The organism is Phytoactinopolyspora halophila, from assembly GCF_003287285.1.
GTDB classification, from domain to species: domain Bacteria; phylum Actinomycetota; class Actinomycetes; order Jiangellales; family Jiangellaceae; genus Phytoactinopolyspora_A; species Phytoactinopolyspora_A halophila.
This window is the reverse complement of the sequence record NZ_QMIG01000001.1, coordinates 476,278-495,798: the sequence shown is the minus strand read 5'-3', so window position 1 is coordinate 495,798 and position 19,521 is coordinate 476,278. Positions and strand designations below refer to the sequence as shown.

The window sequence follows — 19,521 nt, the reverse complement described above, 5'->3', positions numbered from 1 at the left end:
GAGCCGGATTTTGCCTTCTGGACGTTCCGCAGACCCAACAAGTGCCCATCGGCTCATCCACTCATGAGGTGATCACGTAGCACCGCGGCCAGTTCGGTGCGGACATGGCAGGAGGAGAGCGCGAAACAGGATGCCAGCTCCTCAGCTCGTTCGGGGCTGAGCCCCTGAAAGCAGCGCCCGAAGTACTCCGCAGCGGGCTCGGCGAGCATGATGTTGCGGATCAGCAGGGGTATCCACTGGCGCTGGCCCCACGGATACGGGTGGAAGTCCGGGAATTCGTCGGCGATCAGTTTCTCGATTGGCTCCATGACGTGACGGATGTTCGCATCCGAGCCGCCCCAGGAGTCGGTGCCCAGCCTGGTCTTCTGCTCCAGCGACGGGGCGATCTGCCGGATGTAAGGGCTGTCCTCGGGGACGTGAGCCAGACCCTGCCGGCCAATGTCCTTGTAGGTCCACAATGACCAGCTGGCGTCGTGCGCGCGGTAGATGTCCAGTTGGTCGCGCAGGAGCTCATAACACGCTTGGTCGCGTACCGGATCACCGGTGTAGATGGGTCCGAACTCGCCGATCCAGATCGGTGTCCCGGTGCGCCGCATGAACTCGGTGCGGCGCAAGAAGGTCTGTTCCACGACGTGACGGTCGAAATACTCGCCCCTCGTGATCCCCGGGTACTCGCTCACCCGGGCGATGCCGGGCAAGGCATAGTCGTGGGCGGTGTAGACCGTGTTGTCGAACGGCTCCTCGAACGTGGAGAAATCACTGGAGTAGCGGTTGCCGTCGAGAAAGAGAACGTGATTCGGGTCCACCGCTCGGATGGCCTTCTCGAGGCGCTCGTAGAACGGGCCGATGACGGAGCCCGATTCGTCGGCGGGCTCGTTGAGCGGGTTGTAGCCGGCCACGGCCGGGGTGTCGCGGTAGCGCTCGGCCAGGGCTTCCCAGAGGTGCACCACCCGGTCCTGGAAGTGCCGGTGCTGCCAGAAGAGCGGGACATGGGTGGGGTTGTCACTGTGCCAATGGTGGTTCTGGCAGCCGGGCGCAGCGTGGAGATCGAGGATGGTGTAGATCCCGTGCCGGGCGCAGATCTCGATGATGCGGTCGAGTAGGCCGAACCCGTCGTCCTTGAGCACGAACGGCTGGTCGTCGTCCTCGAAATGCCGGTAGTTGAACGGGACCCGCACGCAGTTCATGCCGAGCGACGCCACCAGCTGGGCATCGTCGTCGTTGAAAAAATCCCGCATGAATCGTGCGAAGAACCGCTCGTAGCCCTCGGCGCCGAGGTTCGCTCGCATCGAAGCCCTGGCCTGTGACTCGGTGCCCGGGTATCCGGTGATGAAGTTCTCCATGTTCATCCAGCCGCCGAGACCGACTCCGCGCAGCACGACTGTCCGTCCCGCGTCGTCGGCGAGGCGGCCTTCTTCGACGTGGATCCAGGGGAGAGAAGTCACGTGGGGCTCCGGTGATGTGTAGGGACGGTGGGGCGGGTTGGAGATGGCGGGTGGTTGGAGTCGGGAGCCTGGGGTCGGCAGCCCACGACATTGAATCGTTGAAACCGGTTCCTCGTATCGTCTGGCAAAAAACTGCTGTTCGTGAAACGATCCTGTCACAAGGTCTTGTACCGTTTCAAATTTCGTGCCATTTTGAGAAACCGGTAACACACCCGGAGCTAGTGGAGGAGGTCGTTCGCTGTGGCCGAGCCATTCGTGCAGATCAGCAGCTGGGCGTCACGTCTTTCACGGGTCGCGGGTGCCGTGAAAGCGGTTCAAAGACCTTGGGGCTGGCGTTGGCCCGCCGCGGCGAACGACATGAACAGCGAGCCGCGCGGCCCCGTAGACCAGATGGTTTGACGCCATCGAGGCAGGACGAGGAGGAAGACATGATGCGCTGCAATGACGCGCGGGCTTTCGGGCGCCGGGCAGCCGGATGCGCGATGGTGACGACGCTGCTCATGGTCACCGCGTGTGGTGGCGATTCGGATTCCGCGGAAGCTGGTGGTGACGTGACCCTGCGCTTCGCATGGTGGGGCAACCAGGAACGCGCCGAGCTCACGCAACAGGCCATCGACGTGTTCACCGAGGAGAACCCGAACATCGGCATCGAGCCGGAGAGCGTGGACTTCGACTCGTACTTCGATCGTCTGGCCACCAGTGTCGCCGCGGACGACGCCCCAGACGTTTTCACCCTGGGTGGCGCCTATCCCCGCGAATACGGTGATCGTGGAGCGCTGCTCGACCTCTCGACCGTGGAAGAGCACCTCTCGCTCGACAACATCGACGAGGCCGCGCTGAGCAACGGATTCTTCAGCGGCGTCCAATACGGCGTCCCCACGGGTGTCAACACGTATGCCGTCGTGGCCAACCCCGAGGTGTTCGAGGAAGCCGGTGTCGAGATGCCGGATGATGATACGTGGACCTGGGACGATTTCGTCGAGATCGCCCAGGAGATCTCCGACAACACGCCGGATGACACGTATGGAGCCGTGGATCCGACGGGATCGGACGCCCTGGATCTGTACTCGCGGCAGCGTGGCGAGTCGCTGTACACGGAAGACGGCGAGGTCGGCATCAGTGAAGAGACGGTGCAGGACTGGTGGGACATGACCTCCGCCATGAGCGAATCCGGCGCCACACCCCCGGCATCGATCACTGCCGAGCTCGCTGGACAGGCGGCGCCCGAGCAGACACTCATGGGACGGGGCCTGGCCGGAATGCAACTCGACTGGAGCAACCAGCTCAACGCCTTGCGGAGCGCGTCCGGAGCGCCGCTGGAGCTTTTGCGAGCGCCGGGTGAAACCTCGAACGAGGCTCCGGGGATGTGGTTGCAGGCGTCCCAGGTCTATGCGATCGGTGCCAACACCGATCACCCCGAGGAAGCCGCTCAGCTGGTCGACTTCCTGGTCAACAGCGTGGAAGCCGCAGAGTTCACGAAGGCGGACCGGGGTATCCCGGCGAACTCGGAAGTGCTCGAGGCCATCACGCCGAAACTCGACGAGGACACAACGGTGCAATCGGAATTCGTGGCGGAGGTGACTCCCGAGGTCGGCGATGCGCTGATCATTGGCCCTACCGGGTCGACCGAGACCCCGTTCATCCTCGAACGGCTCAACGACGAGGTGCTCTTCGGCCGGGTCGGCACGGCTGATGCGGCATCACAGTTCGTGGAGCGCGTGGCCGAAGAGATCGACCAAGGCTGAGGGCGGTTAGCCATGTCTGACGCCATGAGTGAGGCACATGCGTGCGGATCGCGGGACGGCAATGTCTGAGACGACTCAGCGGCCGTCGGAGAGCGAGACGGGCGACATCGCCGGTGGCGGTTCCCCGGCCGGATTCGTGGACCGCCACCGGCGCAAGCGCGGCTCCCTCGCCAAACGTGAAGGGCGTGCCGTCTTCATCTTCCTGGGACCGTGGTTCATCGGGCTGGTCGGCATCACCATCGGCCCGATCCTCGCGTCGCTCTATCTGTCGTTCACCCGGTACAGCCTCCTGGAGCCGCCGGAGTGGATCGGGCTGGACAACTTCCGCCGGATGTTCGAAGACGAGCGTTTCTACGCCGCGTTGCAGGTGACGGTCACGTACGTACTGGTCTCGGTGCCGTTGCAGCTTGCGCTGGCGTTGGCGCTGGCGTTCTTCCTGGACCGGGGCGTCCGTGGTCTGGCGATCTATCGTTCGGTCTACTACCTGCCGTCGCTGCTGGGCACGAGCGTGGCGATCGCGATCCTGTGGCGTCAGGTGTTCGGCACCGAAGGGCTGCTGAACCAGGTCCTCGCGATGGTTGGCATCGAAGGTGAGGCATGGGTGTCTCACCCCGACTACGCGCTGGGCACGCTCATCGTGTTGAACGTGTGGACATTCGGATCACCGATGGTGATCTTCCTGGCCGGCCTGCGGCAGATTCCCACGATGTATTACGAAGCTGCCGAGGTCGACGGCGCGGGCGGATTCACGAAGTTCTGGCGGATCACCATTCCGCTGTTGACCCCGATCATCTTCTTCAATCTCGTCTTGCAGCTCATCGGCGCGTTCCAGACCTTCACGCAGGCGTTCGTGATCAGCGGTGGAACCGGTGGCCCGTCGGACGCCACCCTCTTTTACACGTTGTACGTCTATCAGCGCGGGTTCGGGTCCTTCGAGATGGGCTACGCCTCCGCGTTGGCATGGTTCTTGCTGGTGCTCATTGCGGGATTCACCGTTGTGAACTTCTGGGCAGCGAAGCGGTGGGTGCACTATGGCGACTGATCTCGAAAAATCTTCCAGCCCGGCGCCCGAGCCGGCTGACGGCACGGAGCAGCCAGGAGACCGAACGGCGGGGGCATCCAAGCGCCCGGGTGATGCCCGGAGGCGATTCGGCAAGCATGTCGTGCTGATCCTCTTCGGCTTCGCGATGCTGTATCCGCTGCTGTGGATGGTGTCGAGCTCATTCAAGCCAACGGAATTGATCTTCCGGGAGCCGTCGATCATTCCGAGCGCGCTCGACATGACGAACTACACCGAAGGGTGGAATGCGCTCGCCGAGCCCTTCCATCACTACCTGCTGAACTCCGGGATCGTCGTTGCCGGTTCGGTGCTCGGCAACCTGCTGACGTGTTCCATGGCCGCCTACGGGTTCGCCCGCCTGGAATTCCGCTTCAAGAAGGTCCTGTTCGCAGCCATGCTGGGCACCATCATGTTGCCGGTCCATGTGGTGATCGTTCCGCAGTACATCCTGTTCTCGGAGCTGGACTGGATCAACACGTATTATCCGCTGATCGTGCCGAAGTTCCTGGCCACCGATGCGTTCTTCGTCTTCCTGATGGTCCAGTTCATCCGTGGACTGCCGCGCGAGCTGGATGACGCCGCCCGCATTGACGGGTGCGGGCACTGGCGCATCTTCTGGCGAGTGATCATGCCATTGTGCACACCCGCTTTGGCGACCACGGCGATCTTCACGTTTATCTGGGTGTGGAACGATTTCTTCAGCCAGTTGGTCTTCCTGACCGATCCGGACATGTACACGGTTCCGGTGGCACTGCGGACGTTCATGGACTCGCAGGGTGAGTCGTCATGGGGGCCGCTGTTCGCGATGTCGGTTGTGGCACTCGGTCCCATCTTCGGGTTCTTCCTCGCCGGGCAGCGATACCTCGTCCGTGGCATCGCGACGACGGGTATCAAGTAGGGAGGTGTACTGGAACATGGGGGCGGTCATCGACCGTCGCGCCCTCGTCCGACGTCACAACGTGGTGTTGCAGGGTGCCGACGTACGATCGCCGCTGTCTGTCGGCAACGGCGAACTGTGCTTCACCGCTGACATCACGGGTTTGCAGACCTTCCCCGAGTGGTATCGAGTGGCTGGCCGCGGTGGCGAACCGGACGGCACCCTGCTGGGGACCCAGGCACAGTGGGCGTGGCACTCCACACCCGGCGGTGACCAGCACCAGCTCGACGAGGTCCTGGTCGAGTACGACACTCCGACCGGGCGGGTTCCCTACGTCGACATGATCGGCACGATCGGCGGCGAAGGCGAGCGCGCCGCCTCGGAGACCGAACGGTGGCTCCGGGCCAACCCGCATCGGCTCGATCTCGGCCGTATCGGGTTGGAGTTCCTCGACTCGGCGGGCACTCCGGTGACCGCCGGCCTGGCGGACCTCACGGGTGTTCGGCAGGAGCTGGACCTCTGGCACGGACTCTTGCGCAGTACGTTCACCGTGAACGGTGATGTGGTGCGGGTTCAGACGGTCTGCCACCCTGCCGAGGACTCGCTGGGTGTGCGTATCGAGTCGGCAGCTTTGCGGGCGGGACGGCTGGCTGTCCGGATGACGTTTCCGTACGGGTCGGAGCAGTGGCACGACGCGGCGGACTGGGCCCGTCCAGCTGCCCACACGACGACGGTCGAGCGCGTGGACGGTGGGTGGCGAATCGCCCGGCACCTCGACACTGCCCGGTACGACGTCACGGTGACAGCGCATCCCGAGGGCACGCTGGAACGCCTCGGGCAACACGAGCTCCGCCTGTCGACGGGCTCGGATCGGCTCGACCTGGTGATCGCCTTCACCCGGGCCGGGCCGACGACGAGCGATGCGCCCGCAGGTGTGCCGGGAGCGCAAGGCCGGTCGCCGTCCTTGCCGCCTCCTGTCGATCAGGTGGCTGCCGCAGCGGCCGAGCACTGGTCCCGCTTCTGGTCGACCGGCGGCGCGGTGGAGCTTGCCGGGAGCTCCGACGGTCGAGCACACGAGCTCGAACGCCGCATCGTCCTCTCGCAGTACCTGACCGCGATTAACTGCTCCGGCTCGTTGCCCCCGCAAGAGACCGGACTGGTGTGCAATTCCTGGTATGGGCGATTCCACCTGGAAATGCACTGGTGGCATGCCGCGCACTTCGCGCTCTGGGGCCGCCCGGAACTGCTCGAACGGAGCATGGCGTGGTACCGCACGGCGATGAAGGCCGGCCGGGAAATGGCCGAACGGCAGGGGTACGCCGGGGTGCGCTGGCCGAAACAGGTGGGTCCGGATGCGCGGGAAAGCCCGAGCCCGGTCGGTCCATTCCTGATCTGGCAGCAGCCGCACCCCATTTACCTGGCTGAACTGCTGTACCGGGCGAAGCCGTCGCGCGACATTCTGGATGCATACGCCGAGATCGTCTTCGAGACGGCGGAGTTCATGGCGAGCTTTGCCGCAGAGACATCGCGTGGATTCGAGCTCGGGCCCCCGTTGATCCCGGCGCAGGAGTCCTACGCCTCGATGCGCGGGCGGCTGTCCAACCCGACGTTCGAGCTCGCCTATTGGCAATGGGGCCTGGAAACGGCGGCGCGATGGCGCGATCGGCTCGGCCTGGATCGACGTGCCCGGTGGGCCGAGGTGGCGCGCGGTCTCGTACGTCCACACCAGCGTGCTGGTGTCTACTCGGCCATAGATGTCGAGCCGTACACCCTGCGTACGGACCATCCCTCGATGCTGTGCGGGCTGGGTTTTCTCCCCCGGACCCGATTGATCGACCCTGCGGTGATGCGGCCCACGCTTGAGGACGTCCTGCGCGACTGGGATTGGGCCAGTACCTGGGGGTGGGATTACCCGGTCATCGCGATGTGTGCGACCAGGCTGGGCCAGCCGGAGCTGGCGTTGTCGGCGTTGGCCATGGACGTGGCGAAGAATGAGTACCTCCCCAACGGGCACAACTGGCAGACGCCGTCGCTGCCGCTGTACCTGCCGGGGAATGGCGGGTTGCTGGCCGCGATCGCCCTCATGGCGGCTGGATGGGATGGCGTCGACGGGATACACGCGGGCGTGCATGCACCCGGCTTTCCGGACGACGGATCGTGGACGGTCAGATGGGAAGGGCTCATGCCGAGTCCGTGAGACGTCTCTGTGTCGACTTGTTGGGTCTGTGGAACGGCCAGGGACCACAATCCGGCTCTGGACGTTCCACAGACCCAACAAGATGTGCTCCTCGTGCATCGGGCTCGATGTCCGATTCGTTCAAGACGGGGTCTGGTGCCCGGCCCTATCGTGTCCGGCATGACACCACGCATGACGGTCATCGAATTGGTCACCGCCGACATGAGCCGTTCACTCACCTTCTATCGCAGGCTGGGGCTCGATATCCCTGCCGAGGCCGACGAACAGCCGCACGTCGAGGTCGAGTTGCGCGGCGGCATCCGGCTGGCCTGGGACACCGTGGAAACCATCCGCTCGTTCGACCCTGCCTACGAACAACCCGGCGCGAGCCAGATCGGCCTCGCCTTCGAATGCGACGACCCGGGGCATGTCGACGCCATGTACAAGGAGCTGGTCGACGCCGGTTATCGGGGGCGGCACGAGCCGTGGGACGCGTTCTGGGGCCAGCGCTACGCCACCGTGCTCGATCCCGACGGCAACGGCGTCGATCTCTTTGCCGCGCTGCCGGTCGATCCGTCGTAACCGTGTTTTCATGCTGGCCGTGAGACTGATTGATCGCGGCCACGAGACGGCGGATGCCGGTGCCGCCCGACGCAGGGAAGGGCGGAGGCGGCGACGACGAACGCGACAGCGAGGACAAGTGACTGCCCGCCCGCGCCCGCGGCGAGTCCGAAGATGGCCGAGCCCGCGGCGGCGAAGGTGAGCTTCAGGCTCGCCCCCACCATGAACACCTGGGTCCGAGCCTCCGGCGGGCTTGCTGTCGTGCGCACGTGCAGTGTCGTCGCGAGCAGCGGCCCGTCGGCGAATCCCGCGAGGGCGAAGAGCGCGGTGGCGGCCGGGACGGATGTGGCGAGCGCTGCGAGCCCCAGGCCGGAAGCCATCAAGAGGAGGCTACCGAGCACCACGGGAATCGGTGGCACTCGTTTGGCCCACCGAAGGGCCATGGCCAGCGAGCCGACGCCCGCGCCTGCGGCGAACGCGGACAGGAAGAGCCCGCCCGCGCTTTCCTGCGCACCCAGGTGGACGGCCAGCAGCGGAGCGATCACGTCCAGCCCGCCCAGCCCTCCGTGGGCAAGCGTCGTCGCTGCCGTCGTGGTCCGGAGCTCTCGGACGTCCCAGAGGAATCGGAACCCATCGAGCATGCTGCCGCGGCTGGAAGCCGATGGGCGAGTCCCCGGCTGCGGGATGGCGGTGCACGTCAGCGCTCCGATAGCCGCGAGTACAGCGAGGGAGATCACGCCTGTGGCCGCGGACGCGTATGCCGTGATGCCCGCCCCGAGTGCTGGGCCGCTGACGCCTGCCACGTTGTAGGTCGCGGAGTCGAGAGCGTGCGCGGCGCGCTGGTGTTCGGGTGGGGCGAGGCCACCGACCATGCTGGAGAGGCCACCGAGAAGCAGCGGGACGGCGGCCCCGGCCAGCAGCGCGGTAACAGTGACGACGGGCCAGGGCACGTGGCCGATGACGGCGGCGAGGGTGGCGATGGCCGCGGCCGTGATCGTGATCGCTGTGGCGGTGACGGCAACGGGCCGGCCGAGATGGTCCCGGAGGTGCCCGGTGAGTGGACCTGTGACGACGTGCGGCAAGGTCATTGCCGCGACCACGAACCCGCCGAGCCACGCGTCGCCGGTTCGCTCTAGAACGAGTAACACGAGCACGACGGGAGCGCCTTCGGTCGCGGTCCGGCTCAGCAAAGCGGTGCCGAGGTAGGAGACCGGCAGGGGACAGCGCAGGCCTCGAGAAGTCCGATGTAATGGGTTCATTAAATGGCACGTTACAGTAACCTGGGAGGGGTGGATACGATCCGGCCCTTGCAGCGGCTCGAAGCCCTGGCGAACGTGGTCCCGGACCTCCGTGAGATCGGCGCGGAGATCGGCGCGCCGGACGGCGTCGGCGCGACCACGGCGACCCGTGCGGACGGCGAACCCGGCACGTTCGAGGGCGTGGATGTCGACGAGCTCGCCGGGCGCCTCGTGGACGTCTTACGTGCGCACGGCGAGACGCTCGATCGGCTGGAAAGCTCGGATGTGGTTGAGCTGCTGCGTTCGCTGGATCGGCTGCGGGCGCTGTTGTGCATCGGCGAGGTCGATCGTGCAGCGCAGGCACTCAACGACCTCTTCGACGAGGTGGGGGCGCGCCCGCGCCTGTCGCGGCACGACGGTAGCCCGTGGCATCTGCACGTCGATCCCGACGACGCGGGTTGGGGGACGTGGCTGCTTGCCAGCAGCGCACTGGCGCTGGCGATGTGTCTCCAGGAACACGGACGGATCACCTGGGGCCGGTGCGAAGCCAGCGGTTGCCGCCGGTATTTCGTCGGCGATGGCCGGGGCGGTGCACGCCGATACTGCTCGGAGCGCTGCGCGAACCGGGCCAGGGTGGCACGTCATCGTAGCCGCCTGCGTCCGGCCGATGCCCGTGACCACGAGGCCTGAAATCCCGAGGCCTGAAATGCCGATGCCTATGACGCTGCTGCGCTCACAGTTCGAGCGTGGAGGCGATCGGCACGCCGGGACGGTAGGGCAGGTGCCGGTACGACGGCGCGTCGAGAACGCACAGATGCGGCCGGGATCCCGGACGCAGGTTGCCGACATCGGTCCGGCGCAGCGCGCGGGCACCGCCTTCGGTGGCTGCCCAGAGCGCCTCGGCGGCGGTCATTCCCATATCCCGCACGGCGAGCGCGATGCAGAACGGCATGGAGGAGGTGAAGCTGGAGCCCGGGTTGCAGTCGGTGGCCAGCGCCACGAGCACGCCGGCATCGAGGAGCCGGCGCGCCTGCGGGTACGGGGATCGGGTGGAAAATTCGACACCGGGAAGCAGCGTCGCGACCGGTCCGTCGGGAGCGGCCTCGGCGAGCATGGTGATGTCGGCGTCGGTGAGGTGCGTGCAGTGATCGACACTGGCGGCTCCGAGTTCCACGCCGAGTGCGACGCCGGGGCCAGGGCCCAGTTGACCAGCATGGACGCGCAGCCCGAGCCCGGCCTTGCCAGCTGCGGTGAGCACGGCGCGGGACTCGTCGGCGTCGAAGGCGGTGGGTGCGCCCGGCTCACAGAACACGTCTGCCCAGCGGACATACGGCGCGCATGCGTCGAGCATGGGTCCGCTGACCAGATCGACGTACGCGGCGCGATCGTCGCGGTATTCGGGAGGAACGACGTGCGCGCCGAGGAAGGTTGTCTCGGGCGTCAGCGTGGCGGCGGCGCGGAGCATCCGGACCTCGTCAGCGACGCTCAGTCCATAGCCGCTCTTGATCTCCACGGTGGTGGTGCCCTGCTCGTGCATCTCGGTCAGGAGGGAACGTGCGTTGGCGGCGAGCGTCGGCTCGTCCGCGTCACGGGTGGCCGCCATCGTCGTCGCGATGCCGCCGCCGTCGTAGGGGTCCCCGGCCATCCGGGCTTCGAACTCGCGGGATCGATCACCGGCGAAGACGATGTGGGTGTGCGAGTCGACGAACCCGGGGATGACGGCCCGGCCGCCCAGGTCGACGTGCTCGTCCGCGTCGGGTGCGGTGGACTGCGGGCCGCTCCAGAGCACCGCATCGTTGTCGACCACGATCGCGGCTCGTTCGATGACACCCAGGTGCGGGCGCGTGGCAGCGCTGGGTGCGGGGCCATGGGCAGGGTCCATGGTGACGAGCTCGCTGATCCCGGTGATGAGAGTCGTGCTCACGCTTCCTCCTCTCTCCCGATGATCATGAACACTAAGCTGCCTTCTGACGCACGATAGTGTTCATGATCATCAGAAGGGGGTGTTCCAGACGGCTTCGATGCTCTCGCGGAGCAGGTCGGTGACGTCACCCAATCGGTGAATTCCTCGGTCGACGATCGTTTCACCCCCGACGATCACTGATCGTACGTCCACCCCCGCCGCCGAGAACACGAGCTGCTCCGGCTGCGATCCGACACCCCGCACCGAATTGGCGTCGATCGTCACCACGTCCGCCGCGCGCCCGGGAGCGATACTCCCATCCTGGGACCGCCCGAGTGCGGCGTACCCATCACGGGTTAGTGCGCCGACGAGCTCGGCCGGAGAGAAGTTTCCGCGCCGCCCGCTCGCCAGCCGTTCGTGCATCTCCAGCAGGCGCGCCTCCGCGAGCGGATCGACGACGACGTGCTGGTCGCTGCCGAGACAGATCGGGCTCCCCGCCGTGGACAACTCGCGCATCGGCCCGATGCCGTCGGCCAGATCCTGCTCCGTTGTCGGGCAGGCGCACCCGGCCGTGCCGGATTCTCCCAGCAGACGTATGTCGTCGCTGTCCAGATGGGTGGCATGAACGGCCGTTGTGCCGGGACCGAGCGCCCCCGCGTCGGCCAGTACCCGAGCTGGCGTGCGCCCATACGCGGCCAGGCAGGACTCGTTCTCCTGGACCTGCTCGGAGACGTGGACGTGCAAGGGTACGTTCGCCGATCGTGCCCATCCGGCCACGGCACGGATGTCGGGCTCGGACACGGTGCGCACGGAATGCACGGCAGCGCCGACGACGGCGCTGGGATCGCCGGCGATGACAGCAGGGCGTAGATCCTCGACACGTGCGATCCATCGATCCACGCTGCCGTCCCCGAACCGGCGCTGCGGCCCCTCCAGCGAGGTGTCGAAACCGCCTCGCAGGTAACAGGTGTCGAGGAGAGTGAGCCGGATTCCGGCGTCGGCGGCAGCATGAGCCAGCGCCGAGCCCATCGCGTTGGGATTGGCGTAGGAGGCGCCGTCCGGAGCGTGGTGCAGGTAGTGGAACTCGCCGACTGCGGTGAAGCCGGCCAGCGCCATCTCGGCGTATACCGCCCGGGCCAGCGCGTAGTAGGTGTCCGGTGTCAACCGTTCCGCCAGCGCGTACATGGCGTTGCGCCAGGTCCAGAACGTACCTCCGTCGCCGTGCGTGCGCCCGCGCAGCGCACGATGGAAGGCATGGGAGTGTGCGTTGGCGAAGCCGGGAAACGTGACGCCTGGCAGGCGAACGTCGTCCGGGGCGGGATCGACACCGGTGGTGACGGCCGTGATGTATCCATCGGTGACGACGATCCGCACCCCGTGACGCAGGGTGGGAAGCTCGCCGGTACCGGGCGCCGACGGGTGGGCAGCGGCGGGTACCGAGGGATCGACCCACGCATGCTCGGCCCAGAAGGATCGCGGTGATCGTTCGCTCATGCCGTCAGCTCCGCGAGGCATCGTGCCAGGGCACTGACACCGGCGAGACAGTCGTCGCGCTCGGCCAGCTCGTCAGGAGCGTGTGACACCCCGGTGGGGTTGCGCACGAACAGCATCGCCGTGGGCACGCCGGCCGTGCTCAGTACGCCCGCGTCGTGTCCGGCGCCGGTGCCGAGCAGCGGCGCGGCCGGCCCGTCCTGCCCGCCGACGACGACGCCGAGCCGTGCGGCAAGATCGGTGTCGAAGACCGTTGCCGGTGTCCACGATTCACGTTCCACGCCAGCCTCGACGCCACCCTTGAGGCCAGCCTTGATGCGGGTCTCAAACCCGAGCTCCACGTCGTTCACGACCTCCTCTACTGCTACCTGCTCCGCTGCCCGGCAGTCCAGCCACGCTGTCACGCGTGCCGGTATCGCGTTCACACCGTTGGGTTCGACATGCACCTTGCCGATGGTGGCAAGGGCGCCATGCCGACCCGCACTTTCCCGGACCTCGGTAATCAGCGTGGCGAGATCGAGCATCGGGTCGCAGCGCTCGGCCAGCGGGGTGGTTCCCGCGTGGTTGGCGCGGCCGGACAGGGTGATCCGCCAGCGACCGTGTGGCCAGATCATGCTTGCCACCCCGACCCGAGCGCCGAGATCGGCGAGCCCACGCCCTTGCTCGACGTGCAGCTCGACGAAGGTGGCGACGCGCCGCAATGCCTCGGGATCGGTGCCCACGTGATCCGCAGGGAAGCCCGCACGCCGCATCGCCTCGGCCATGGACACGCCGTCGTCGTCGGCGAGCGCCAGCGCCCGTGCCGGTTCGAGCTGGCCGGTGAGCAGCCGTGACCCGGCACAGGCGACGCCGAACCGGGCGCCCTCCTCGTCGGCGAAATTCACTACACCGATCGGGCGCCGTGGTTTCCTGCCCTGCTCGCGCAGGAGATCGATCGCCAGAAATGCGGACACGACACCGAGAGGGCCGTCATACGCGCCGCCCCCGGGTACCGAATCGAGATGGCTGCCCGTGACCACGCCCGGAGTGCCGGCATCTGGATCGCCCCACCATGCCCACTGGTTCCCGGCGCGGTCGACAGTGATATCGAGTGCGCGCCGGGCCGCTTCGGCAGCGAACCATTCGCGCAGCTCGGCGTCCTCGGGTGTCCACGCGAATCTCCGGTACCCGCCGTCGGCCCGGCGGCCGATGGGTGCGAGCTCGGCCCACATCCGGTCGAACTCGTGCATCGCCCTTCCATCGACGATTGCGTCCATCGTGGTGTCACCGATCGTTGACGATCATGGGAGCGGCAAGTCCGCGCTCGCTCGCGGCCTCGGCGGCGCCCTTGTACCCGGCGTCGACGTGGCGCAGGACAGCCGTGGCGGGATCGTTGGTGAGTACCCGCTCCAGCTTGGCCGCGGCCAGCTCGGAGCCATCGGCGACGCTGACCTGTCCGGCGTGGATGGATCGGCCGATGCCCACCCCTCCACCGTGGTGAATGGACACCCATGACGCGCCTGACGCCGTGTTGACCAGTGCATTCAGCAGTGGCCAGTCGGCGATCGCGTCCGAGCCGTCGGCCATGCCCTCGGTCTCCCGATACGGTGATGCCACCGAGCCGCCGTCGAGGTGATCTCGCCCGATGACCACGGGTGCCGAGATGCGTCCGTCGGCGACCATCTCGTTGAACCGCATACCTGCCAAGTGCCGCTCGCCGTGTCCGAGCCAGCAGATCCGGGCGGGCAACCCCTGAAACGCGATGCGATCCTGCGCCGCGCGAATCCACCGGCGCAGGTGATCGTCGTCGAACAGCTCCAGCACGGCCTCGTCGGTGGCCGCGATGTCACGCGGATCGCCGGAGAGCGCCACCCAGCGGAACGGGCCCTTGCCCGCGCAGAACAGGGGCCGGATGTAGGCCGGAACGAAACCGGGGAAGGCGAAGGCCCGCTCGAACCCGCCCTGGCGAGCCTCGTCGCGGATGGAATTGCCGTAGTCGAACACCTCCGTGCCCGCATCGAGAAAGCCGACCATCGCCTCGACGTGTCTCGCCATCGAGGCGCGTGCCCGGGCAACGAACTCCGTGGGCTGCGCGGCGGCGTGCTCGTGCCACTCTTCCACCGGGATGCCCTCGGGCAGGTAGGCGAGCGGATCGTGCGCCGACGTCTGGTCGGTCACGATGTCGACGGCGACGTCGCGGCGCAACAACTCCGGCAGGACCGTGGCGCAGTTGCCGACCAGCCCGATGGACACCGCCCGGCGGTCGCGCTTGGCGTCCTCGGCCTGGCGGATCGCGTCGTCGAGGTCGTCGGTGTAGGTGTCGAGATAGCGCTGCCGCATGCGGCGGGCCAGCCGGGCCTCGTCCACCTCGACGATCAGGCACACACCACCGTTCAGCGTGACGGCCAGGGGTTGCGCTCCGCCCATGCCACCGCACCCGCCGGTGACGGTGAGCGTTCCGGCCAGATCCCCGCCGAACCGCTGGGCCGCGACAGCGGCGAATGTCTCATAGGTGCCCTGCACGATTCCCTGGGTGCCGATGTATATCCACGACCCCGCCGTCATCTGCCCGTACATGGTCAGACCGAGCTGCTCCAGCCGGCGGAACTCCGGCCAGGTAGCCCAGTCGCCCACGAGATTGGAATTGGCGATGAGCACGCGTGGCGCCCACTCGTGCGTCCGCAGCACACCGACGGGCTTGCCCGACTGCACCAGGAGTGTCTCGTCGTCGCCGAGGGTACTCAGCTCGCGGATGATCGCGTCGTAGCTGGCCCAATCCCGGGCGGCCTTGCCGGTGCCGCCGTAGACGATCAGTTCATCGGGCCGTTCGGCGACGTCGGGATCGAGATTGTTCATGAGCATCCGCAGCGGCGCTTCGGCCTGCCAGCTGCGGGCAGTGAGCGTGGTGCCGCGCGGAGCGCGAACGGTTCGAGCGCCGGAAGTGGTCATCGTGGGCTCCTCGTGCCGTGCGGGACTCGTTGGCCCTAGTACACCGTGTCGACGGTGGATTGGACAGCTTCGAGCAGCGTTCCGGCCCGGATCTGAGCGACGACGGTGTCGATCTCGGGAGTGAGGAACCGATCCGGTCCGGGTTCGGAAACCGCTGGTCTGTTGTGGGCGGGTGCCGACTCGTCGTCGGATGTCGAACTGGCGTGACCATCCCCCCGGATGGCCGAGCAGGCGGCCGCGATCGGGGCGGATGGCCTCAGCGGGGCGCGCAACTGAAGCGCGCGGGCGGCGGTCAGCAGTTCGATGCCGAGGACGCGAGTCAAACCGTCGACGGCGCGGCGCAGCTTGCGTGCGGCGGCCCACCCCATGGACACGTGGTCTTCCTGCATCGCCGACGACGGGATGGAGTCCACCGATGCCGGAGCCGCCAGCCGCTTCAACTCGGAGACGATTCCGGCCGAGGTGTACTGGGCGATCATGTGCCCGGAGTCGACGCCGGGATCGTCGGCGAGGAACGCCGGCAGGCCGTGGTTGCGCGTGGCGTCGAGCATCCGGTCGGTGCGGCGCTCGGAGAGGCTGGCGACGTCGGCCACGGCGATGGCCAGGAAGTCCAGGACGTAGCTCAGGGGTGCACCGTGGAAATTCCCGTTGGACTCGACCCGGCCGTCAGGCGTGATCACCGGATTGTCGATCGGTGCCGACAGCTCACGCTCGGCAACGTCGCGCGCGTGCCGCACCGTGTCGCGGGCGGCGCCGTGCACCTGAGGTGAGCACCGCAGCGAGTACGCGTCCTGGACGCGCGTGCATTCTGGTGTGCGGTGGCTGGCCATGATCTCCGAGCTGGCGAGCAGGGTGCGCAGGTTGGCAGCAGAGTCGGCCTGGCCGCGGTGCGGGCGCATGGCGATGAGATCGGTCGCGAACGCGGCGTCGGTACCGAGCAGCGCGTCGACGCTCATGGCCGCCGCGATGTCGGCGTGGGTCAGCAGGATTTCGAGGTCGTGGATAGCGAGGATCAACTGGCCGAGCATCCCCTCGGTGCCGTTGACCAGGGCCAGGCCTTCCTTCTCGGCGAGGGTCACGGGTTGCAGCCCGGCCGCGGCCAGCGCGTCACCGGCGGGGAGGAGCTGACCGGCCGCGTCTCGCACTGACCCCTCGCCAAGAAGGGCGAGCGCACAATGGGCGAGTGGGGCCAGATCGCCGGAACAGCCGAGTGAGCCGTACTCGTGAACCACCGGCGTCAACCCATGGTTGAGCAGGTCCGCGAGGGCTTGCGCGGTCTCCGGCCGCACCCCGGTGTGCCCGGTGGCGAGGGTCGAGAGACGCAACGCCATCAGCGCGCGGGTCACCTCCCGCTCCACCTCCGGACCGGATCCGGCGGCGTGCGACCTGATCAGGGACAGCTGGAGAGCGCTGCGTCGTTCGGGCGGGATGTGACGGGTGGCGAGGGCCCCGAAACCGGTGGACACGCCGTAGTGGGCGGCGTCGTCACTGGCGAGTTCGGCGATGATGGCACGGCTGGCCGCGATCGCCTCCCACGCCTCGGTGGTGAGGGACACCCGGGCGTCGTGCCGGGCAATCGCGACGACGGCATCGGCATCGAGGGGTCCGGTGCCGACGGCGACATGCGTGTCCTGGTCCGAAACGATCATCGGTTACTCCAGCTACGTGAGATCATCTGTCGTCGATCGTGGGCGCCGGATGCTCCTGTGATCGACACACGATCACGGCGTGAACGGGACTGCGGTACCCGGTGCATCTATCAGCCATTGCAGCGCACAACTGCCGGCGGTGAAATACGGATACGCGAGATAGTGTCTGAGATACCAGACACATGGCGCCGGCTCGCCGGTCGGATTCGTCGGCTCGCCGGCTGGACGTCGGGAGCCGGGTCGCCCGGGAACCGGACCGTCTAGCAGCCGGACCGTCCAGCAGCCGGGTCGCCGGGAGCGCGAGGAGAGGGGGCCGATGGGTGAGAGCAGCCGGGTGCCGGCGCTCCGGAATGGGGTACGGATCCTGCGCCAGCTCGCCCGGCACGGTGGCCCGATGCCGGCGGCCGCGCTGGCGGCGGAGCTGGACCTGCCCCGGTCCTCCGTTTATCACCTGCTCGCCGAGCTCGAACGGGACGGGCTGGTGATGCATCTGCCGGAGGAACGTCGTTATGGCCTGGGCATCGGGGTTTTCGAGCTGGGTACGGCCTACTCCCGGCAGGAGCCGCTCGCCCGGCTGGCGCGCCCCGTGCTCGCCCGTCTGGTCGACGATGTCGGGCACGGAGGTCATCTGGCCGTCCTGCACGGCCGGGAAGTGCTCTATCTCCTTGAGGAGCGGGCACCGGGAAGCCCGCCGCTGGTCACAGAGGTGGGTGTGCGGCTGCCTGCCCACCTGACCGCCAGCGGCCGGGCCATCCTGGCCGACCTGGCGTCCGCGCAGGTACGTGCCCTGTTCCCAGACCCTTCGGCGTTTGCCGATCGGCACGGGGTCGGTCCACGCAGCCTGTCGGCGCTGCGCTCGGTGCTCGCCGATGCCCGAAGCCGCGGGTATGCCACCGAGCAGGGCGAGGTGACGCCGGGGCTCGCCTCGATCGGAGTCTCCGCACACGATCACACCGGCTACCCGGTGGCCGCTGTCGCCGTGACGTTCCGGCAGGAGGCGGTGGGGCAGGCGCGATGGCCCCGGCTCGCCGCCCGCATCACGCGTGCGAGCGAGGAGCTGACCCGCCGGGTCGGTGGCGTGCCCGCGAGCTAGCGACGGTGTGCCCGCGAGCTAGCGACGACGCCCCCGCGTGCTGTGACGTTTCGGCCGGTTGCCGGCTCATCCACTGGTTCGGTGTTCGGATTCCGGTGCACCCCGTGGCACGCTGAGCAGAGCCACAGCCGCGCTGATGAGTCCCAGGGCGGCCAGCACGAGGAACGCGGTGGAATAGTCGCCCACGATGTCGGCCGTGACCGATCCCGACCACGGCGCCAGTGCCATGGTGACGGTGATCGGGGCGGAGAGAATCCCGGTCAGCCGGCCATAGTGTGCCGTTCCCCAGCGGTCGGCCACGGCCGTGGCTTGGAGCAGCGGTATCAAGCCGCGGGCCATTCCAGCGACGATCGACGCTGCGATCAGTGCCACCACGGCGGTCAGGACCCCGAGGAGGATCGTTGTCAGCGCGACGGCCAGCAGGATCAGCATCGTGCGCGCGCGCACGCCGGTGCGCCGGGTCAGGAGGGGATAGCCGAGACGCCCGGCTACCTGGCCGAGACCGCCGAGGCCGAGAGCCAGGGATGCGGTTCCGGTGTCGATGCCGCGCTCGACGAGCATCGGCACCAGGTTGATCACCACGGCGAAGGCGGTGAGCGACCCCAGCGCGATGGCGATCACCAGCATGACGAACGGCACGCTGCGCGCGATGCGGGCCGGGTCCGTGGGTCGTAGACGGGTGTCCTCGTGCTCCGCTGACCGGGCCGTCGTTACCGGGTGAGTGCTCGCCTCGCGCGCGGGCCACGGGCCGCGAAGGCCCCACCAATGTCCGGGCACCGTGATGCCGGCCAGGATCGCGGCCAGTGCGATGTACGCGTCCTGCCAGCCGAGGTGCTCCAACAGGAACGCGGTCAACGGGGCGAAGATCGTGCTTGCCAGCCCGGCAGCGAGGGTGAGGAGGGTCAGTGCCTTGACGCGTTCCGCGCCGTACCAGCGCGCAATTGCGGTGAAAGCGGGCGGATACAACACCCCGGCCATGCTGACCCCGGCCAGGATCCACCCCGCGGTGAAGACGGGGACGTTCGGTGCGAGCGCGACGAGCACGACAGAGGGCGCGGCGAGGGCCGAGCCCGCCGTCATGAGCGCGCGCGGCCCGTGCCGATCCAGCCACCTCCCGGCCGGAATTCCGAGGACCGCGGCAAGCAGCAAGCCGACGGAGAAGGCCGCCGTGAGCGACGTCCTCGACCATCCCGTTTCCGCGCCGATGTCGGTCAGCAGCACGGGAAACGCGTAGTAGAGCACGCCGTAGCTGACCGTCTCGGTGACGCACAACGTGAGCAGGACGCGGTGCCGCCCTGCCCGGTCGAGGATGCCCCGCGGTGCGGCGCCGGTGGGGTACTGGGATGCTGTCACGA

The 19,521-nt window shown here is 67.6% G+C and carries 15 protein-coding genes; 7 read left to right on the top strand and 8 right to left on the bottom strand.

Annotation, left to right across the window (positions count from 1 at the left end; translation table 11 throughout):
• Positions 1 to 53: 53 nt before the first annotated feature.
• The gene (locus DPM12_RS02195) at positions 54 to 1,445 is read right to left on the bottom strand and encodes a glycoside hydrolase family 5 protein (RefSeq protein WP_211658238.1); all 1,392 of its coding nucleotides are present in this window, start codon (positions 1,443 to 1,445) and stop codon (positions 54 to 56) included.
• 428 nt (positions 1,446 to 1,873) lie between these two features.
• Here DPM12_RS02195 and DPM12_RS02190 point away from each other — a divergent pair, with 428 nt between their 5' ends.
• The 5 genes from DPM12_RS02190 (at position 1,874) to DPM12_RS02170 (ending at position 7,885) form a co-directional block, all read left to right on the top strand.
• Complete coding sequence (locus DPM12_RS02190; protein WP_112256591.1) at positions 1,874 to 3,190, top strand: ABC transporter substrate-binding protein; 1,317 nt, start codon at positions 1,874 to 1,876, stop codon at positions 3,188 to 3,190.
• Positions 3,191 to 3,251: 61 nt separating this feature from the next.
• Positions 3,252 to 4,232, top strand: coding sequence for a carbohydrate ABC transporter permease (locus tag DPM12_RS02185; protein WP_112256590.1), 981 nt, complete (start codon positions 3,252 to 3,254; stop codon positions 4,230 to 4,232).
• Between the two features lie 145 nt (positions 4,233 to 4,377).
• Positions 4,378 to 5,148: a carbohydrate ABC transporter permease gene (locus tag DPM12_RS02180; RefSeq protein WP_342778735.1), complete on the top strand. Its 771-nt coding sequence runs from the start codon at positions 4,378 to 4,380 to the stop codon at positions 5,146 to 5,148.
• 16 nt (positions 5,149 to 5,164) lie between these two features.
• A complete protein-coding gene (locus tag DPM12_RS02175; RefSeq protein WP_112256588.1) occupies positions 5,165 to 7,324 on the top strand; it encodes a hypothetical protein in 2,160 nt (719 codons plus the stop codon).
• A 159-nt stretch (positions 7,325 to 7,483) separates the two neighbouring features.
• The gene (locus DPM12_RS02170) at positions 7,484 to 7,885 is read left to right on the top strand and encodes a VOC family protein (RefSeq protein ID WP_112256587.1); all 402 of its coding nucleotides are present in this window, start codon (positions 7,484 to 7,486) and stop codon (positions 7,883 to 7,885) included.
• Positions 7,886 to 7,893: 8 nt separating this feature from the next.
• Here the strand turns inward: DPM12_RS02170 and DPM12_RS02165 are convergent, their stop codons facing one another.
• A complete protein-coding gene (locus tag DPM12_RS02165) occupies positions 7,894 to 9,123 on the bottom strand; it encodes an MFS transporter (RefSeq protein WP_112256586.1) in 1,230 nt (409 codons plus the stop codon).
• A gap of 30 nt (positions 9,124 to 9,153) precedes the next feature.
• Between DPM12_RS02165 and DPM12_RS02160 the strand changes: the two genes are divergently transcribed.
• Positions 9,154 to 9,792 (top strand): CGNR zinc finger domain-containing protein, encoded by a 639-nt coding sequence (locus tag DPM12_RS02160; RefSeq protein ID WP_211658237.1) that lies wholly within the window; start codon positions 9,154 to 9,156, stop codon positions 9,790 to 9,792.
• Positions 9,793 to 9,835: 43 nt separating this feature from the next.
• Here DPM12_RS02160 and hutI read toward each other — a convergent pair whose 3' ends face one another.
• The 5 genes from hutI to hutH all read right to left on the bottom strand — a co-directional run bounded on the left by hutI (position 9,836) and on the right by hutH (position 17,073).
• A complete protein-coding gene (gene hutI, locus DPM12_RS02155) occupies positions 9,836 to 11,026 on the bottom strand; it encodes an imidazolonepropionase (RefSeq protein WP_112256584.1) in 1,191 nt (396 codons plus the stop codon).
• A 69-nt stretch (positions 11,027 to 11,095) separates the two neighbouring features.
• Positions 11,096 to 12,499 (bottom strand): formimidoylglutamate deiminase, encoded by a 1,404-nt coding sequence (locus DPM12_RS02150; RefSeq protein WP_112256583.1) that lies wholly within the window; start codon positions 12,497 to 12,499, stop codon positions 11,096 to 11,098.
• On the bottom strand, positions 12,496 to 13,725 hold the full coding sequence (locus DPM12_RS02145; protein ID WP_211658236.1) for an allantoate amidohydrolase: 1,230 nt from the start codon (positions 13,723 to 13,725) through the stop codon (positions 12,496 to 12,498). The genes DPM12_RS02150 and DPM12_RS02145 overlap by 4 nt, the downstream gene beginning before the upstream one ends.
• A 34-nt stretch (positions 13,726 to 13,759) precedes the next feature.
• The gene (locus tag DPM12_RS02140; RefSeq protein WP_112256581.1) at positions 13,760 to 15,424 is read right to left on the bottom strand and encodes a urocanate hydratase; all 1,665 of its coding nucleotides are present in this window, start codon (positions 15,422 to 15,424) and stop codon (positions 13,760 to 13,762) included.
• A 35-nt stretch (positions 15,425 to 15,459) separates the two neighbouring features.
• Positions 15,460 to 17,073 (bottom strand): histidine ammonia-lyase, encoded by a 1,614-nt coding sequence (gene hutH / locus DPM12_RS02135; RefSeq protein WP_112256580.1) that lies wholly within the window; start codon positions 17,071 to 17,073, stop codon positions 15,460 to 15,462.
• Between the two features lie 316 nt (positions 17,074 to 17,389).
• Here hutH and DPM12_RS02130 point away from each other — a divergent pair, with 316 nt between their 5' ends.
• Complete coding sequence (locus tag DPM12_RS02130) at positions 17,390 to 18,166, top strand: IclR family transcriptional regulator (protein WP_112256579.1); 777 nt, start codon at positions 17,390 to 17,392, stop codon at positions 18,164 to 18,166.
• A gap of 66 nt (positions 18,167 to 18,232) precedes the next feature.
• Here the strand turns inward: DPM12_RS02130 and DPM12_RS02125 are convergent, their stop codons facing one another.
• Entirely contained in the window at positions 18,233 to 19,519 is a 1,287-nt protein-coding gene (locus tag DPM12_RS02125; protein WP_211658235.1) for an MFS transporter, read from the bottom strand.
• Positions 19,520 to 19,521: the final 2 nt, after the last annotated feature.

Coding starts and splice junctions, on each gene's coding strand:
- DPM12_RS02190 (WP_112256591.1), top strand. CDS start 1,874: ATGATGCGCTGCAATGACGCGCGGGCTTTCGGGCGCCGGGCAGCCGGA.
- DPM12_RS02185 (WP_112256590.1), top strand. CDS start 3,252: ATGTCTGAGACGACTCAGCGGCCGTCGGAGAGCGAGACGGGCGACATC.
- DPM12_RS02180 (WP_342778735.1), top strand. CDS start 4,378: ATGCTGTATCCGCTGCTGTGGATGGTGTCGAGCTCATTCAAGCCAACG.
- DPM12_RS02175 (WP_112256588.1), top strand. CDS start 5,165: ATGGGGGCGGTCATCGACCGTCGCGCCCTCGTCCGACGTCACAACGTG.
- DPM12_RS02170 (WP_112256587.1), top strand. CDS start 7,484: ATGACACCACGCATGACGGTCATCGAATTGGTCACCGCCGACATGAGC.
- DPM12_RS02165 (WP_112256586.1), bottom strand. CDS start 9,123: ATGAACCCATTACATCGGACTTCTCGAGGCCTGCGCTGTCCCCTGCCG.
- DPM12_RS02150 (WP_112256583.1), bottom strand. CDS start 12,499: ATGAGCGAACGATCACCGCGATCCTTCTGGGCCGAGCATGCGTGGGTC.
- DPM12_RS02145 (WP_211658236.1), bottom strand. CDS start 13,725: ATGCACGAGTTCGACCGGATGTGGGCCGAGCTCGCACCCATCGGCCGC.
- DPM12_RS02140 (WP_112256581.1), bottom strand. CDS start 15,424: ATGACCACTTCCGGCGCTCGAACCGTTCGCGCTCCGCGCGGCACCACG.
- hutH (WP_112256580.1), bottom strand. CDS start 17,073: ATGATCGTTTCGGACCAGGACACGCATGTCGCCGTCGGCACCGGACCC.
- DPM12_RS02130 (WP_112256579.1), top strand. CDS start 17,390: ATGGGTGAGAGCAGCCGGGTGCCGGCGCTCCGGAATGGGGTACGGATC.